This window comes from Hyphomicrobium sp., assembly GCF_036833075.1.
In the GTDB taxonomy this organism is placed as follows: domain Bacteria; phylum Pseudomonadota; class Alphaproteobacteria; order Rhizobiales; family Hyphomicrobiaceae; genus Hyphomicrobium_C.
The window spans coordinates 1-14,668 of record NZ_DAITQL010000096.1; the positions used below are offsets into that span (position 1 = coordinate 1).

General features: G+C 67.7%; 17 protein-coding genes. 10 read left to right on the plus strand and 7 right to left on the minus strand.

All coding sequences use genetic code 11. The features are described from left to right. Positions 1-2: 2 nt before the first annotated feature. The 7 genes from V7082_RS18950 (at position 3) to V7082_RS18980 (ending at position 6,284) form a co-directional block, all read left to right on the plus strand. On the plus strand, positions 3-302 hold the full coding sequence (locus V7082_RS18950) for a YbaB/EbfC family nucleoid-associated protein (protein WP_334151006.1): 300 nt from the start codon (positions 3-5) through the stop codon (positions 300-302). A 202-nt stretch (positions 303-504) separates the two neighbouring features. Beyond that, entirely contained in the window at positions 505-1,719 is a 1,215-nt protein-coding gene (locus V7082_RS18955) for a saccharopine dehydrogenase family protein (RefSeq protein WP_334151008.1), read from the plus strand. Positions 1,720-1,918: 199 nt separating this feature from the next. Next, positions 1,919-3,265 (plus strand): hypothetical protein, encoded by a 1,347-nt coding sequence (locus tag V7082_RS18960; protein ID WP_334151010.1) that lies wholly within the window; start codon positions 1,919-1,921, stop codon positions 3,263-3,265. A 163-nt stretch (positions 3,266-3,428) separates the two neighbouring features. After that, on the plus strand, positions 3,429-3,830 hold the full coding sequence (locus V7082_RS18965) for a hypothetical protein (RefSeq protein ID WP_334151011.1): 402 nt from the start codon (positions 3,429-3,431) through the stop codon (positions 3,828-3,830). A gap of 211 nt (positions 3,831-4,041) precedes the next feature. After that, positions 4,042-4,464 carry a hypothetical protein gene (locus V7082_RS18970; protein ID WP_334151013.1) on the plus strand — a complete coding sequence of 141 codons (423 nt, stop codon included), beginning with the start codon at positions 4,042-4,044 and terminating at the stop codon, positions 4,462-4,464. Between the two features lie 80 nt (positions 4,465-4,544). Then, the gene (locus V7082_RS18975; RefSeq protein WP_334151014.1) at positions 4,545-5,684 is read left to right on the plus strand and encodes a carboxynorspermidine decarboxylase; all 1,140 of its coding nucleotides are present in this window, start codon (positions 4,545-4,547) and stop codon (positions 5,682-5,684) included. 78 nt (positions 5,685-5,762) lie between these two features. Continuing rightward, entirely contained in the window at positions 5,763-6,284 is a 522-nt protein-coding gene (locus tag V7082_RS18980) for a hypothetical protein (RefSeq protein WP_334151015.1), read from the plus strand. 63 nt (positions 6,285-6,347) lie between these two features. Here the strand turns inward: V7082_RS18980 and V7082_RS18985 are convergent, their stop codons facing one another. From V7082_RS18985 to V7082_RS18995, 3 genes are all read right to left on the minus strand, one after another. Continuing rightward, the gene (locus V7082_RS18985) at positions 6,348-6,542 is read right to left on the minus strand and encodes a hypothetical protein (protein WP_334151016.1); all 195 of its coding nucleotides are present in this window, start codon (positions 6,540-6,542) and stop codon (positions 6,348-6,350) included. Positions 6,543-6,722: 180 nt separating this feature from the next. Beyond that, positions 6,723-8,105, minus strand: a complete 1,383-nt coding sequence (locus V7082_RS18990; RefSeq protein ID WP_334151018.1) for a glutamate--cysteine ligase — start codon at positions 8,103-8,105, stop codon at positions 6,723-6,725. Positions 8,106-8,222: 117 nt separating this feature from the next. Then, complete coding sequence (locus V7082_RS18995; RefSeq protein ID WP_334151019.1) at positions 8,223-8,585, minus strand: hypothetical protein; 363 nt, start codon at positions 8,583-8,585, stop codon at positions 8,223-8,225. A gap of 92 nt (positions 8,586-8,677) precedes the next feature. On the opposite strand from V7082_RS18995, the gene V7082_RS19000 reads away from it, so the two are divergent. Then, complete coding sequence (locus tag V7082_RS19000; protein WP_334151021.1) at positions 8,678-9,004, plus strand: hypothetical protein; 327 nt, start codon at positions 8,678-8,680, stop codon at positions 9,002-9,004. A 2-nt stretch (positions 9,005-9,006) separates the two neighbouring features. Here the strand turns inward: V7082_RS19000 and V7082_RS19005 are convergent, their stop codons facing one another. Both V7082_RS19005 and V7082_RS19010 read right to left on the minus strand, forming a co-directional pair. Then, complete coding sequence (locus V7082_RS19005; RefSeq protein ID WP_334151023.1) at positions 9,007-9,942, minus strand: bifunctional riboflavin kinase/FAD synthetase; 936 nt, start codon at positions 9,940-9,942, stop codon at positions 9,007-9,009. A gap of 42 nt (positions 9,943-9,984) precedes the next feature. Next, the gene (locus V7082_RS19010; RefSeq protein WP_334151024.1) at positions 9,985-10,416 is read right to left on the minus strand and encodes a MaoC family dehydratase; all 432 of its coding nucleotides are present in this window, start codon (positions 10,414-10,416) and stop codon (positions 9,985-9,987) included. A gap of 222 nt (positions 10,417-10,638) precedes the next feature. Here V7082_RS19010 and V7082_RS19015 point away from each other — a divergent pair, with 222 nt between their 5' ends. Continuing rightward, the gene (locus V7082_RS19015) at positions 10,639-11,418 is read left to right on the plus strand and encodes a DUF1013 domain-containing protein (RefSeq protein WP_334151026.1); all 780 of its coding nucleotides are present in this window, start codon (positions 10,639-10,641) and stop codon (positions 11,416-11,418) included. Between the two features lie 28 nt (positions 11,419-11,446). Here V7082_RS19015 and ubiA read toward each other — a convergent pair whose 3' ends face one another. After that, positions 11,447-12,433 carry a 4-hydroxybenzoate octaprenyltransferase gene (ubiA, locus tag V7082_RS19020; RefSeq protein ID WP_334151028.1) on the minus strand — a complete coding sequence of 329 codons (987 nt, stop codon included), beginning with the start codon at positions 12,431-12,433 and terminating at the stop codon, positions 11,447-11,449. A gap of 37 nt (positions 12,434-12,470) precedes the next feature. Then, positions 12,471-14,153 carry an ankyrin repeat domain-containing protein gene (locus V7082_RS19025; RefSeq protein ID WP_334151029.1) on the minus strand — a complete coding sequence of 561 codons (1,683 nt, stop codon included), beginning with the start codon at positions 14,151-14,153 and terminating at the stop codon, positions 12,471-12,473. Between the two features lie 201 nt (positions 14,154-14,354). Between V7082_RS19025 and V7082_RS19030 the strand changes: the two genes are divergently transcribed. Continuing rightward, positions 14,355-14,668: RsmE family RNA methyltransferase (locus V7082_RS19030; protein ID WP_334151031.1), on the plus strand; the 314-nt coding region annotated here is incomplete at its 3' end.

A 14,668-nucleotide genomic window follows, 5' to 3' on the forward strand; every position in this document is an offset into this window, starting at 1 on the left:
TGATGAAGCAGGTCAAGGACATGCAGGAGCGCATGCAGCGCCTGCAGGAGGAGCTCGGCGCCGTCGAGGTAACAGGCGTGGCCGGCGGCGGGCTCGTCTCCGTGACGCTCACCGGCAAGGGCGACATGAAAGGCGTCAGGATCGATCCGTCTCTCCTGAAGCCCGAGGACGCCGAGATCGTCGAGGATCTCATCATCGCCGCGACGACCGACGCCAAGGCGAAGGTGGAGCAGCGCGTGCAGGAGAAGATGGCCGAGGCCACCGGCGGCCTTCCGTTGCCGCCTGGGATGAAGCTTTTTTGACGTGCGCATCGGAACGGGCGAAAAAATTATTTTGCCCGTCGGCCGCAAGAACGTGTGCGCACTGTTGAAATTCGGGGTCCGGTAGCCTATTTGCGGGCGCCTGTCCGTGGTCGCATCCGACCCCGGTCGCCTCGAAAGCCCTGGCCGTGATCGCGTCCGGTCCACCCTCTGACGCGCCCATCATCGTTAACGGAGCTTTGCCTTGGACAGCGTTCTCATCATTGGAGCCGGTGCGGCGGGTTCGGTGACGGCGCAGAAGTGCGCGATGAACCGCGATGTTTTCAAGACGGTGCATCTCGCCTCGCGGCGCCTTGAAAGCTGCGAGAAGGTGGCCGCGCGCTGCGTGACGCCGATCGAGATCTCCCAGGTGGACGCCGACAACGTCGACGAGACCGCGGCCTTGATCACGAAAGTGAAGCCGGATCTCGTGATCAACATGGCGCTCCCCTACCAGGATCTGCCGATCATGGATGCCTGCCTCAAGACCGGCGTGCACTACATGGACACGGCCAACTACGAGCCGCGCGACGTCGCCAAATTCGAGTACTCCTGGCAGTGGGCCTACCAGGACAAGTACGCCGACCGCGGCATCATGGGCGTGCTCGGCTGCGGCTTCGATCCCGGCGTCTCGAACATCTTCTGCGCTTACGCACAGGAGCACCTGTTCGACACCATCGACACCATTGACATTATTGATTGCAACGACGGCAGCCACGGCAAGTCGTTCGCCACCAACTTCAATCCGGAGATCAATCTCCGCGAGGTGACGCAGCGCGGCAAGTACTGGAAGGACGGCAAGTGGGTCGACATCGATCCGCTCTCGATCGCCTGCATGATCGACTATCCGGAGGTCGGCCCGCGCAAGAGCTATCTCATCTACCACGAGGAGGAGGAGAGCCTCGTCCGCAACATCAAGGGCCTGAAGCAGATCCGCTTCTGGATGACGTTCTCCGATAACTACATCAAGCACCTCGACGTGCTGCAGAGCGTCGGCATGACGCGCATCGATCCCGTCATGTACAAGGGCACGCCGGTGATCCCGATGGAGTTCCTGAAGGAGCTTCTGCCACCGCCCTCCTCGCTTGGAGAGAATTACACGGGCCGCACGTCCATCGGCTGCATCATCGACGGCACCCGAGGCGGCAAGCGCAAGACCGTGCTGATCTACAACGTCTGCGACCATGCCCAGTGCTACAAGGAGACGGGTGCGCAGGCGGTCAGCTACACGACGGGCGTGCCGCCGGTCGTCGGTGCCATCCAGATGTTCAAGGGCGCCTGGAGCGGCACGGGTGTGTTCAACGTCGAGCAGCTCCCCTCGAAGCCGTTCCTGGACGAGCTCGGCAAGCAGGGCCTGCCCTGGCACGTGAAGGACATCACGCCTGCCGACCAGGCCGAGCTCTTCGCGGTCAAGACCTGACCCCGGCGAAGACGTCCCGACCATAGCCACACCATTTCGAACCCCGGAGCGTCCCTGCTCCGGGGTTTTTGGTGCGGTACGCAGCCTTTCTCCTTCCACGTCGTGGCTGCGTCGCGGCCAAGCCGCCCATTTTTTTAATTCACATTCGGATGCTTTCCCGCTGAGATGGCCGCGAGGCATGAGCTTGGGGGGAGCCGGCATGCAGGACACGGTCGAAGGGCATGACGCGGCCGCGCGGCTCGCCGATCCGGGGCCCGCGCCCGTCATCATTACCGTCCACGGCACCAACGACGCTGACCCCGACGACGAGGGCGGGCGCTGGTGGCAGAAGGGCTCGAACTTCACCCGGCACCTGGTCAACCGCCTGTGCGAGCGCGGCGTTGCCAACGCCGAGATCCTGCCGCTGCATTGGTCGGGTGCCAACTCGGACTTCGACCGCTTGAAGGGCGCCGCCGCGCTCGCGCGCACGATGAAGGCGCTGCACAAGGCCGGGCGCCCGCATGCCGTCATCGCCCACAGCCACGGCGGCAACGTCGCCGTGGAAGGGTTGGCGCAGGCCGGGCGCTCGCCGCTCCGCGGCGGCATCGTCAGCTTCGGCACGCCGTTCTTCAAGCGCCGCCTGAAGACGGTGCCGCTCTTGATCGCGCTTTTTCAGACCGTGCTCGGCCTCGTGATCCCGCCGATCATGCTGTGGTATCTGATCGAGATCCTGCCGACCGACACCAACAAGAAGGTCGAGGCCATCGTCTTTTTCGGCGGCCTTGGCGCGCTCGGCCTGTGGAGCCTCGCGGCCGGCGTGCGCAAGCTCGGCCGGCGCCACCGCGCGACGCGGCTCTTGGCCCGGTCGCTCGCGCCGCGCCAATGGCTGGTCGTGCACAGTCCGCGCGACGAGGCCATGCAACTCCTCGAGACCGCGGCCGAGATCTCGCCGCAGTACGTCAAGACCGCCGCCGCCATGCGCTCGCTGACCGCGTTCGCCTCGTTGGCCGGCGTGGTGGTGACGCTTGCCGTTTTTGCGTGGACGGCGAGCTATTTTCTGGCTCCCGTGATCGAGAAGGTGAAATCGGGCGTGTACGGCCTCGCGCTGGGTGCGGACCTGACCTTCCTGCTGCTGGTGCCGGTGGTCTACGGCGCGGTGTTCTCCCTCGTCTGGCTCGTCGCGCGGGCAGGTGGCGCGTGGCTCTACGCCAGGATGCTGACGAGCGCGATCCATGGCGGCGTCATCGGCGCCGCGTTCGGCGGCGACGGCCTCTACCGGCTGGTCGGCGTGACGCGCCTCCCGCCCTATCGGATCGAGGCCCGCGAGGAGCGCATCGATGCCACCGATCTCGGGGGCATCGACGATGCCGCGCTCTTCGTGGCCGCGCAGAGCCTCTACGACAGCATCGTCGCCGCCGACGGCCCCGAAGGCGGCATCGCGCATCCGGACATCATGTGGAAGCGCCTCTCCGACGCGCTCTATCACAACGCCTATATGCGTGACGACGGCGTGGTGACGACCGTCGCCGATCACCTTGCGGCCGCCTGGCGGCGCGAGATCCGCTAGCCGCGCTCTCCCTGCCATGCGCCGGGGAAATGTTGCCGCGCATGGAATAAAATTGCCGGGTGTCTCCGTGCGTCTGAGCCGATTGTGGCGTTGCTCGCCCTTAATTGAATCACAAGAATCGGAAAACTGCACCGCATGATTCGCATTGTGACGGGGGACAGCCATGGCTCATCTTTCTCAGAAGCTCGCGGAGATGCACCGCAAGCTCGCCGAAAACACGCAGGAGGAGCAGGCGCTCATCCGCGCGCTCGACGCGGCGCTGAACCACGTGGACGAGAAGCTGCTGGCGGAGATCCGCGAGGTCACGGCGCACCATGAGGCGCGCCGCACGATGATCATGACGGAGCTGCAGCAGCTCGCCGGCCGCCTGTGCGCCATTCCGCTGACCGCGAGCGAGCCCCTGACCGCCATCGAGGCCGATGTGCATCCGAAGCCGCTCAACGGCCACACGAACGGCTACGCCAACGGAACCACGCACGCGCCCGGCAATTGGCGCATCGCGGCGCAGAACATCCAGGACGACCTGGATTTCTACAGCGATCCGCCGCAGGCGAGCAGCCACTAGCAAGTCCATCAGTCTAGTGTCCCTTATGAGTCCGAAGTTCGCGATGGGACCTAGCCGCAAACGCAAGCGAACTTCGAAATCGGGACACTAGACTGCGAGGAAGCGGGCCCGCGAGCCCCGTTTTTGTTGCGGCCTCCGTGATGCGAAAGGGATGTCGCCCGCCCAAGCCCACGCGTATGCTGCCCCGCATGGCGCATACGGTGAGGGCCCGATGAGCGAAGGCGAAATCCTGTCCATCCGCAACGACCTGACGGGGCTCGTCCTCTCCGTCGTCTCGGTCAGCTTCGGGATGATCTCGGCTTACATCGTCGGCCTGTGGCTGTTCCTCAGGAAAGCGCCGTTCGGTCTCAGGGCGCTGTCGTTCCTGCTGCTCTCGTGCGGGCTCGCCTTCATGGGCGTGCTGACGGGCGGCCTCAACGCGCTGCTGATCGGGACCGAGCGCGCGTGGAGCAAGCTCGGGGCGACCAGCGTCGGCATCGCGAGCTTTGGCGGAGAGCGGCCCGATATCCTCCACGGACTGTCGCTTTACGAGGCGTCCGCGGCGCTCGGCTGCGCTGCGTTCGCCGCGATCTACCTTGCGCTCTTCTTCTTCACCTTCTTTTACCGATGGCCCGACGACGAGGATCGGGCATAGACCGCGCGCCCCGCCCTGGAAGTTGCCGCCCGGCGATGCCATATAGCGCCCTCGGCCCACCACCCCCGCGCGAGACGCCCATGACCTTGAGCCTTCCCGAGACCATACGCACCCCGGCCTACGTGCTCGACGTGGCGGCGCTGAAGCGCAACCTCGAGACGGCAGCGCGCATCCGGCGCGAAGCGGGCGTCAAGGTCCTGCTCGCCACCAAGGCGTGGGCGATGCCGGCGGCCTTCCCGTTCATGCGGGACGCGCTCGATGGCACGACCGCGTCCGGCGAGTACGAGGCGCGCATGGGCCGGGAGGAGTTCGGCAAGGAGGTGCACGTCTACGCGCCGGCCTACGCGCCGGGCGAGGTCGCGCGCCTGACCGCTATCGCCGACCACATCTATTTCAATTCGCCGGATGAGATCGCGCGCGGACTGGGTCTTGCGACGGCGGCCGGCTGCGCGGTCGGCATCCGCATCAATCCCGGCTACTCGAACGCCACGCTCGGCGGCGCGCTCTACGATCCCTGCGCGCCGAACTCGCGTTTCGGCACGACGCCGGCCGAGATCGACCGTCTCCCCTGGGACGCGATCGACATCTTCCACGCGCATGCGCTCTGCGAGTCGCTGGCCGACGGCTCGGTCGGGCTGATCGAGCATGTCGCGAAAAATTTTGCCCCCTACCTGAAGCGCGTCAAGGCGGTGAACTTCGGCGGAGGCCACTTCATCAACAAGCCGGGCTACGACGTCGCCAGGCTGATCACCGCGCTCCGGTCTTTCCGCGCCGAGTTCGGCGTCGAGGTCTACCTCGAGCCGGGCGCCGGCCTCGTCGTCGATACGGGCTACCTGGTGGCGACGGTGATCGGCCTGCACAGGAACGGCAAGGAGATCGCCATCCTCGACGCCTCCGCCTCGACCCACATGCCGGACGTGTTGGAAGTTCCCTATACGCCGCCCGTGCTCGGCGCCCGGGAGGCGGGCGTGCTGGCGCACGATTACATTCTCGGCGGCAAGACCTGCATGACGGGCGACATTATCGGCGAGTATTCGTTCGGCGAGCCCCTCGCGCCGGGGTCGCGCGTGGTGTTCGGCGACATGATGCAGTACTCGTTCGTAAAGAACACGACGTTCAACGGCACGCCCCTGCCGGATCTCGCCATGCTTCACGAGGACGGCCGCTACGAGGTCGTGGCTACGTTCGGCTATGATGAGTTCCGCCGCCGCCTGGGCTGATCCCATCAGCCCACAGGGCGTCGGAGAGAGAGTGAGCCCGAACGGGCGCCACGGAAAAGAAAGCGCGGAGACGATCCCATGTCCACGTCAAGCAAGCTCGAGCGGAAAGTCCTCACCAACGACGAGTTCGAGGCGGTGCGCGTCACGCACCATCCGGCGATTTACGAGCTCGATGCCAAGGAGCTGCAAGCGCTACGGGTTCGCCTGCGCGAGATGCACGGCAAGGCCCGGACGCTGACGCGCCACAAAGCGCGCGTGGGTCGCGGAAAAGCCGAGCCCCGCGGCAAGAGCTTCCCCGGCACGGCCGAGCAGCCGCTCCGCCGCAAGCAGCTCATCGCGGCCGCATTGAAGCGCGTCAACAAGGAGCTTGGCCGGCTTCAGGCGCTCGAGGCGCGGACCAATCATGTCGAGGCGGCGCACCGCGCGCTGGCCCTCAAGCGGGCCGGCAATTTCGTGAGCTATCCCGCGAGCGCGACGCCGGGCGACGGCATGCAGCCCATCGTCAGCACCCGGCGCAGGACCAAGGTTCATCCCAGCAAGGTGGGACGGGTTTCCCAAGCGACGAAAGTGGCGCAAGCCATCAAGGACGCACGGGCCTGAGGGTTGGACCGGGAGCAGGGTTGGAACCATGAACGCTTCGGACCCTATCGGCCCGAAGCCATCCTACCGCCGGCAGGACTGGAGGCAGCGGGTGAGCTCGGCGCCGCAACGCGGGCTGTCCTGGGTGGCGCGCCGGCAGGCGTTCTCCTGAGCATAGCAGCGCTGCGCACAGTCGTTGGCGTCGGCGGCCGCGGAAAGGACCGTCGCGGATGTGGCGACGAGCGAGGCGGCGATGGCATATCGGATGACTGTCTTCACGACCGACCTCCTTTCCTCCGGTGTGCCTGTGGACCCGTGCGGCGGCACTCTCGGCCGGCGCGCATGAAGATTTACCATTTACGCGCCGTACGATGAACGTCACGTGAACTTTGCTTCGGATGCGGGCCAGAGACGTGATTGGCTCCATAATGCCGGCGGGAACGGCCCTGACAACATCGATCAGAAAGCGAATTCCTCGAAGATGTGGTCGATGTTCCCGCGCCAACGCCCCTGGAAGCGCTCCAGCAACTCATCGGCCACCGTGCGCCCCGCGCCGACGAGGTACTCGAGCGGCGCCAGGTAGATCGTCTCGTCCTGGTTCTTGCGGTTGGTCTCGCCGCGCCTCTGCAAGCCGAGATGCGAGATGGCGAGCGCCGCGCGGGCGAGCGCCTGCACCGACGTATCCCGGAACCGGCCCGCGAGCGCCGCGCGCGGCACCGTCCGGCGCAGATCCTCGCGATCCTCGGCCGTCCACGACTTGACGAGGTCCCAGGCCGCATCGAGCGCGACCTCATCGTAGAGCAGCCCGACCCAGAAGGCAGACAGCGCGCAGATCCGCGGCCAGCGCCCGCCGTCCGCGCCGCGCATCTCGAGAAACCGCTTGAGCCGCACCTCGGGAAAAAGCGTCGTCAGATGATCGGACCAGTCGTCGAGCGTCGGCAGCTCCCCGGGGAGCGCCGGGAGCCGACCCGCCATGAAATCCCGGAACGAGGCGCCCGCGACGTCGATGTAACGCCCGTCGCGGTAGACGAAGTACATCGGCACGTCGAGCGCGTAATCGACATAGCGCTCGTAGCCCATTCCGTCCTCGAACACGAACGGCAGCATGCCCGTGCGGCGCGGATCCGTCTCGCGCCAGACCTCGCTCCTCAGCGATTTGAGGCCGTTGATCCTGCCCTCCGTGAAGGGGGACGAGGCGAACATCGCGGTGGCGATCGGCTGCAGCGCGAGGCTCACGCGCAGCTTTTTCACCATGTCCGCCTCGCTGCCGAAATCGAGGTTCACCTGGATGGTGGCCGTGCGGTACATCATGTCGAGGCCCCGCTTGCCGACCGTCGGCATGTAGCGCGTCATGACCTCGTAGCGCTGCTTGGGCATGTGCGGCGTCTCCGCCAGCGTCCATTTGGGCGAGAAGCCGACGCCCAGGAAGCCGATGCCGAGGTCCTCGCCCACGTCGAGCACCTGGTTCAGGTGCTCCTGCGTCTCGTCCGCCGTCTCGTGCAGCGTCCTGAGCGGCGCTCCCGAAAGCTCGAACTGTCCGCCGGGCTCGAGGCTGATGGTGCCGCCGGCGAGCCCGTCCGGCCGCTTGAGCGCGATAATGTTGTCGCCTTCGGTGATGGGCTCCCAGTCGTAGCGGAGCACCAGGTGCTCCATGAGCGCCCGGATGCCGCGGTTGCCGGCGTAAGGAACCGGCGTCAGCGTCTCGGTGTAGAAGACGAACTTCTCGTGCTCCGTGCCGATGCGCCAATCCGGCTTCGGCTTCTCGCCGGCCGCGATCCACTGGACGAGATCGTCGCGGGAGCGCGCGAGCGGGCTCGGGGCCCCATCCTGACGGGTCGACATGCGTGGGGCCTCTGGCGGATGCGGGGCTCGTTCGGCGGAGTTATGGCGGCAGGGCGGGGCGTAAACAAGGGGTTGACGCGGGCCCGCCCGGTTTCGCCGCACCGCCCTTGTGTCCGGTCAGCGGAGGGGGGAGGCCGGGAGGCAGACGGCAACCCTCTGCGGGTCGTCGGGGATGGTTTCCGACTGTACGCACGCTTCCAGACGGCGGATCATGAGGGCGGTCTGGGTCGGCCTCAGGCAGTCCACGAACGAGCGGATGCCGGCGGCGTTGCAGCGTGCGATCTCGTTCATCACGAACTCCGGGTCGTCCGGGTTCGTCCGCGGCGGCCGGGAGAGGTCGATATAGGGCTCGATGGTGATGTTGGGCCTGCCGGGTCGGCGCCAGTCTCCGCGCCGATCGTCGCCCCGGTCGCCCGCGGCAAGGGGGCTTGCCGCGCTTGCGAGGAGGACGGCCGACAGGATCAGGGAGGTGGCTTGCATCACCATCTCGAAAGTGCTCCGGCATGCTTCGCGCCAGCCGCCCATGCTAGCCAGGAAGCGTAAACGAATCGCCTCCACCGGGACGGTCGTGCATGAAACATCAAGCCCTGCTCGCCGGCGGCATCATTGTCGGCGCGGTTGTTGTTGCATCCCTGACGCTCGACGGAACGCGGGTTCCCAACCGCAAGCTGCCGGGTGGGACGGAAGCCTGCACCTATCATGCGGGCCCCATGGACGCCGAGATGATCGATGAAGGAGGGGACGCGGGCCAGCGCATCCTGCGCGCGATCCTGGCGCTCGACAGGAAGTGCGAGTACGTCACGCTCGTGCAGCCCGACGGCACGCGGCAGGTCATGAAGCTCGGCAAGGCCGGCCGCAAGCCGGGAGAGCACGGTCCCGGCAGCATCCCGACGTTCTGACGTTAGGCCGGCCGCTCCGCCGCGAGGATGGCCCGCGCCTTGGCGCAGTCCTTTTCCATCTGCGCGACGAGCTCGTCCGCGCTCGAGAACTTGCGGTCGTCGCGCACCTTGTCGATGAAGCTCACCTCGATGTCGCGCCCGTAGATCGCCTCGTCGAAGTCGAACAGGAACACTTCCAGCACCGGCATGCCGTCATCGAACGTTGGGCGCGTGCCGAGATAGGCGGCGCCGTCGAGCGCCCGCCCGTCGAGGAGGACGCGCACCGCGAAGATGCCGTGCCCGAGCGCCGTCCCCTTCGGCAGTGCGACGTTCGCCGTTGGAAAACCGAGGCCGGTGCCGCGTTTCGCGCCGCCGATGACGGGACCTTTGACGCGCCAGGGCCGTCCGAGCGCCTCGGCCGCGCCGCGCACATCGCCTTCCGCGAGCAGCAGGCGGATGGCGGTCGACGAGAACGGCTCGCCCCGCTCCGCCACGGGCGCGACGATGGTGACGGCAAAGCCGTGCGCCGCCCCCGCGGCCTTGAGCGTCTCGGCCGAGCCGCCGCGGTTGCGCCCGAAGAAGAAGTGATAGCCCACGACCACTTCTGCGACGGCAAGCGCGCCGACGAGAATGTCCTCGATGAAGCGGTCGGCATCGAGCGCGGCGAGCGCGGCGTCGAAGGGGAGCACGATGGCGATATCGAGCCCCAGTTCGTCGAGCACGGCGAGCTTCTCGTCGAGCGACGTCAGGCGGAAGTGCGGGGCGTCGGGCTGAAAGAATACGCGCGGATGCGGCTCGAACAGCACCACGCCGGCCGGCCGTCCGGCGCGTTTCGCGTCCGCGATCGCGCGTCCGATGATGACCTGATGGCCACGATGCACGCCGTCGAAGTTGCCGAGCGCGAGCACCGCACCCTTGGCCTCGGGCGGAACGTTCTCAGTGCCGTGAACGACGTGCATCGCGCCTCGTCTCTTCCACGCGGACCGCTTGCTCCCGTTCCGTCACGCTTCCGGGCGACCGGGCACCATGAGCTGCGCCTCGCCTGTCAGCACTGCCTTGCCGTCGACCGTGCAGACGGTCTCGAAGCGCGCGCGCTTCTTCTCGGGCAGCAGCTCGATGATCTTCACGGTGGCGACCACCGTGTCGCCGATCTTGACGGGACCCTTGAAGGCCAGCGTCTGCGAGACGTAGATAGCGCCCGGGCCGGGCAGTTTCATGCCGAACACGGCCGAGATGTAGGCGGCCGACAGCATGCCGTGGGCGATGCGCTCCTTGAACAGGGTGGTCGCCGCATAGGCCGCGTCGACATGCACGGGGTTGCGGTCGCCCGAGATGTCCGCGAACGCGGTGATGGCCGCTTCCGTCACCGTGTTGGAAAGGGAGGCTTCCTGGCCCACGGCGAGGTCTTCGAAATACGTGATCGTCTTGGTCATGCTGCTGGTCCTGCCGGAGTTTTGAGGGGGAGCCCGTTGAATGGAGAGCATGGTCTAGCGGGCGTTCCGGGGGCGCGCAACTCGCACGCGGCCGATCCGGTGGCGCCGGCGCACGCGGGTGTTGCAGTCCGGCACCGGATCGCGTTATAAGATCTCATCCCCAAATTCCTACCAATGAAATGGCTTTCGCGGTGACGCCGCGGGAGCCCGGAGAAGAGCGCTATGAGCGACCGTAAACCCTTGATGCCGAAGGCCACCGCCGTCTGGCTCGTCGAAAACACCTCGCTCTCCTTCGAGCAGATCGCCGAGTTCTGCGGCCTCCACGTGCTTGAGGTGAAAGGAATCGCCGACGGCGATGTCGCCCAGGGGATCAAGGGTCTGGACCCCGTCACCTCGAACCAGCTCACCCGCGACGAGATCGAGGCGGCGGAGAAGGACCCCGCCCATCCGCTGAGGCTCGCCGAGCCGAAGGTGGTCATGCCTGAGACGCCCTCGAAGCGCGGCCCGCGCTATACGCCCGTCTCGCGCCGCCACGACCGCCCGAACGCGGTGCTCTGGCTCCTGCGCAACCATCCCGAGCTCAAGACCAGCCAGATCATGCGCCTCGTCGGCACCACCAAGCCGACCATCGCCCAGATCAAGGATCGCACGCACTGGAACTCGCCGAACCTCGTCCCGCAGGACCCGGTGACGCTCGGGCTCTGCTCGCAGATCGACCTCGACAACGAGGTGAAGAAGGCGGCCCGCCGCCTCGAGCGCGAGCGGCGCGAGGCGCAGAAGGAGGCCATCAAGGCCGGTACGCTGCTGCCGACCGAGGAGACGACGGCTTCGGCCGACGAGCCTGCCGCGGAAGGGTTCCGCCCGACGGCGGAGATCGTCCAGCCCAAGGGAGCCGACGAGCGCGAGGAGACCCCTGCCGAGGAGGAGGCCCGCGTGTTCGCCAAGCTCAAGGAGCTGTCGTCCGGGTCGGACGGCAAGGACGACGAGAACCCGGACGACTGAGCCGGAACGGCAAGGCCCCTGGGCCGGCTCAGCTCAAGCCGGCCCACCACGAGAGCAGCGTGTCGGTGACGAGCGCCAGGAAGATCGCGACGCCCACGTCGCGGTTGGCGCGGAAACGGCGCAGGCAGTTCTTGGGATCTGACGTATCGAGCGTCGAGACCTGCCAGGCCATCTGCAGGCCGACCAGGGCCATGCCGAAGAAGAACACGAGATGGGTGCCGGCGAGGAAGCCGGCGGCGATCCAGAGCAGCAGCGCGCCCGCGTAGAAGCTGCCGACCCAGAACGGGGTATCCTGCCCGAAGGTGAGCGCCGTGGACTTGAGGCCGAGCACCGCATCGTCGTCCGCGTCCTGATGCGCGTAGATGGTATCGTAGCCGATCGTCCAGAGCACCGAGCCCGCGTAGAGCAAGAGCGGCGGCAGCGCCAGCGACCCCTTGACGGCGGCCCAGCCCATCAGCGCGCCCCAGTTGAAGGCGAGCCCCAGCACCGCCTGCGGCCAGTGCGTGAAACGCTTCATGTAAGGGTAGATCACGACCAGCCCCAGCGAGGCGACGCCGAGCAGGATGGTGAAGGTGTTGAACCAGATCAGCACCAGGAATCCGATGAGTGACAGCGCCGCCACGAACGCCAGCGCCGCCTCGGGTGTGACCTGGCCCGACGGAATGGGGCGGCTCGCCGTGCGCGCGACACGCGCGTCGTACTCGCGGTCCACGTAGTCGTTGAAGGCGCAGCCGGCGCCGCGCATGACGATGGCGCCGAGCGCGAACAGGGCGAGCAGGCCCAGGTTCGGATAGGGGCGCCCGTTCGAGACTTCGGCGAGTGTCACCGACCACCAGCAGGGGAACAGCAGCAGCCAGGTCCCGATGGGGCGGTCCATGCGCGCGAGCCGCAGGTAGGGCCGCCAAGCGACCGGCGCATAGCGGTCCACCCAGTTGTCGGCCGGCGCATCGGACACGGCTTTCGTGCCGCTCCCGAGCGTGGGCTCCTGGTCCGGATTGGCCGCATGTGCCGTCATGCCTGAGTGATCCTCATCGTCCCTGATGCGTCCGACGTTAGCCCCCGTCGCTCCGTCCGGCAACTCGGCCGCCCGGCGACGTGGATGCGGCAAGAAGCACGTCCGCAACGTCGTCGGCGAACCGGCGTCGGACGCCGCCCACGACCAGGAGGTCAGAGCCCTCCGCATCCGGCTCGGCGCCCGGCATGCCATGAGCCATGAGGGCCTCGGCAGACCCGGCCCAATCCCCGCCCGCGACGGGCGCGTTGCATGAGGCCCACGACAGCGTGCCCGCGGCGTTGTCGCCGAAGCCGTGCGTCTCCGTCCATTGCGCGCCGTGCTCGAGAAGGAAGCGCGTGAGCGCCGCATCGCCGCGGAACACGGCGTGATTGAGCGCCGAGGCGGCCCAATCCCCGCCGCGGGTGGCAACGGGCCAGCCAAGCCGCACCATCGTGCGCACGCCCGCGTCCGCGCCCTCGGCCGCAAGCTCCGGCAAGAGCCGCTGGTCCGCCTCCGGCAGGCGCGCGACCAGATCCGGATGGGCGGAGAGCAGGCGCCGTGCCTCCTCGGCGTCGCCGCGCGCCGCGGCGGCGACGAACGCATCCGATGGAGACAGCGTCGCGGTCGCGCCGCCGGCCGCGCTGAGCATGTCCGCGATGGCCGGAAGCCCGAGCTTGAGGGCGAGCGTGGTTGCGCTTTCGCCGCGGGACGTCGTGGCCGACGGGTCCGCGCCGGCGGCGAGGAGAGCAGCGATATGGGCCGGCGAGCGCCGCCGCCGGATCGCCCACAGAAGCGGCGTGCCCCAGGCGCCGCCCGGCGCACCGTGCGGCCGCGCATTGGCATCGCCGCCGCGCGCGAGCAGCAGCCGCAACGGCTCCGCGCTGTCCATGTCCAGGGCGCGGTAAAGCGCGTTCGTGCCGGAGACGTGCGCGCCGGCCTCCAGCAGAAGGCGGGTGCAATCCGGGTTTTCGAGCGAATGGTAAAGCGACTCGCCGTCGTTCGGGTCGGCGCCGCGCGCGAGCAGGAGACGCGTCATCTCGGGGTCGCGGTTCTGCCCGGCCGCGCCGTAGAGCGCCGACAGCGGATGGTCGGCGTCGGGCGCCTCGGGCGACGCCATCCAGCGGTTGGCAACGCTCTGGTTCGGATCGGCGCCCGCATCGAGCAGGAAGCGCGCCGCCGCGCGCAGCCGATCGCGATAGGCCGGCAGCCGCGCGAGGCTCGAATGCGCGACCGCGACGAGCGGTGGTAGCGCCAACGGCCCCCCCGGCCGGTTGACCCAGGCGGGATCGCATGCCGTTTCCCGCGCGAGGGCAGTCTCGTCGCCCACGGCGCATGCGAGATAGGGATCGCCGTCTGTCAGACCCGGGGTCTCCGCAAGCACGCGCGCGGCGACGGCCGGCCGCGCGTTCCCCGTTCCGCCCGTGATGTCGCCGGCATAGATGAGCCCCAGCAGGTTTCGGACCTGACCCACCCGGTCGGCGGCCCTCGCGAGCCGCGCCGCAACGAAATGCGAAAGATCGGCCCAGGATGCAAACCCGTATTCGCGCGCCACGCACGACTGCGCATCCGCGAGCCGAAGCCTGAGAGCGACGATCGCCTCGTCGCTCCGGCCGCGCGCCTGAGGCAGGGCGTCGCGAAATCGCGAGATCGCCTCGAGCGCGCCTGCCCGATAGAGTGCGAGCAGCTCTTTGGCCTGCTTTTTCAGATGGTCGGGATGGGGCCGGTCCGGGAGCCGGGTCATGGAAACCTCCGTGCATCGAGCACCGACGACCCGCAACTTCGGCTGCACAAAGGTTCAGTTGTCAGCATACGAATGGCAAGTGGGCTCAGCCCTTCCCGCGGGTCCGGAGGCGGCTTGCACCGCACGCCGGATGCTAGGGCAGGGGCGGGGCTGCGGTCAACGCGTGTTGGATCGCGCCGTCCTATCGGATATGGAGACGCCATGGCGGTCCACGATGTCACCTCGCAGCGTCTGTTCGTCGAGCACCCCCTCGAACCGGGCGCGAAGGTTCCCTGCACACCCGAGCAGGCGAGCTACCTGCGTGCCGTGCTGCGTCTCGGCGACGGCGACGAGATCCTGATCTTCAACGGCCGCGACGGCGAGTGGAAAGCGCACCTCAGTGAGGCCGGCAAGCGCGGCGCCGTGCTCGAAGCCCTGAACCGGGTGCGGCCGCAAGAGGGCGGACCGGACATCCACTACCTCTTCGCGCCGCTGAAGCGCGCCCGCCTCGACTACATGGTGCAGAAGGCGACCGA